The sequence below is a fragment of the Kitasatospora griseola genome (assembly GCF_014648555.1).
GTDB lineage: Bacteria > Actinomycetota > Actinomycetes > Streptomycetales > Streptomycetaceae > Kitasatospora > Kitasatospora griseola.
The window spans coordinates 1-1166 of sequence record NZ_BMRI01000101.1 but is presented as its reverse complement, the minus strand read 5'-3'; the positions used below and the strand labels follow the sequence as shown (position 1 = coordinate 1166).

At 56.3% G+C, this 1166-nt stretch carries 1 rRNA gene; it reads left to right on the top strand.

Annotated elements, in window-relative coordinates:
* Positions 1 to 1164 (top strand): 23S ribosomal RNA (locus tag IEZ12_RS37285); the annotation flags it as partial.
* Positions 1165 to 1166 lie beyond the last annotated feature (2 nt).

The following is a 1166-nucleotide window of genomic DNA, read 5'->3' as shown; positions in this document are numbered from 1 at the left end:
GGTGGCCGCAGAGACCAGCGAGAAGCGACTGTTTACTAAAAACACAGGTCCGTGCGAAGCCGTAAGGCGATGTATACGGACTGACGCCTGCCCGGTGCTGGAACGTTAAGGGGACCGGTTAGTCCGATTTCGGTCGGGCGAAGCTGAGAACTTAAGCGCCAGTAAACGGCGGTGGTAACTATAACCATCCTAAGGTAGCGAAATTCCTTGTCGGGTAAGTTCCGACCTGCACGAATGGCGTAACGACTTCTCGACTGTCTCAACCACAGGCCCGGTGAAATTGCATTACGAGTAAAGATGCTCGTTTCGCGCAGCAGGACGGAAAGACCCCGGGACCTTTACTATAGCTTGATATTGGTGTTCGGTTCGGCTTGTGTAGGATAGGTGGGAGACTTTGAAGCCGTGACGCCAGTCATGGTGGAGTCGCCGTTGAAATACCACTCTGGTCGTGCTGGATGTCTAACCTGGGTCCGTGATCCGGATCAGGGACAGTGTCTGGTGGGTAGTTTAACTGGGGCGGTTGCCTCCTAAAGAGTAACGGAGGCGCCCAAAGGTTCCCTCAGCCTGGTTGGCAATCAGGTGTTGAGTGTAAGTGCACAAGGGAGCTTGACTGTGAGACTGACGGGTCGAGCAGGTACGAAAGTAGGGACTAGTGATCCGGCGGTGGCTTGTGGAAGCGCCGTCGCTCAACGGATAAAAGGTACCCCGGGGATAACAGGCTGATCTTCCCCAAGAGTCCATATCGACGGGATGGTTTGGCACCTCGATGTCGGCTCGTCGCATCCTGGGGCTGGAGTAGGTCCCAAGGGTTGGGCTGTTCGCCCATTAAAGCGGTACGCGAGCTGGGTTTAGAACGTCGTGAGACAGTTCGGTCCCTATCCGCTGTGCGCGTAGGAGTGTTGAGAAGGGCTGTCCCTAGTACGAGAGGACCGGGACGGACGAACCTCTGGTGTGCCAGTTGTCCTGCCAAGGGCATGGCTGGTTGGCTACGTTCGGGAGGGATAACCGCTGAAAGCATCTAAGCGGGAAGCCTGCTTCGAGATGAGCACTCCCACCTCCTTGAGAGGGTAAGGCTCCCAGTAGACGACTGGGTTGATAGGCCGGATATGGAAGCCCTGTGAGGGGTGGAGTTGACCGGTACTAATAGGCCGAGGGCTTGTCCTCAG